Annotated in this window: 1 rRNA gene; it reads right to left on the minus strand. The window is 46.2% G+C overall.

Annotation, left to right across the window (positions count from 1 at the left end):
* Positions 1 to 104, minus strand: a 5S ribosomal RNA gene (gene rrf / locus G6554_RS26485); the annotation flags it as partial.
* Between the last annotated feature and the right edge of the window lie 147 nt (positions 105 to 251).

A 251-nucleotide genomic window follows, 5' to 3' on the forward strand; every position in this document is an offset into this window, starting at 1 on the left:
CTACTCTCACAGGGGCGCATGCCCCAACTACCATCGGCGCTGAGAAGCTTAACTTCCGTGTTCGGTATGGGAACGGGTGTGACCTTCTCGCCATAATTACCAGACTAATTTAATTGAGAGATCGTTCCCTCAAAACTAGATAATGCAGAAGAAGTTGTAAAAACGAATAATCAATTGGTTAAGTCCTCGAACGATTAGTATCAGTCAGCTCCACATGTCGCCACGCTTCCACCTCTGACCTATCAACCTGA

It is taken from the genome of Bacillus sp. MM2020_4 (assembly GCF_011250555.1).
Taxonomy (GTDB): domain Bacteria; phylum Bacillota; class Bacilli; order Bacillales; family Cytobacillaceae; genus Neobacillus.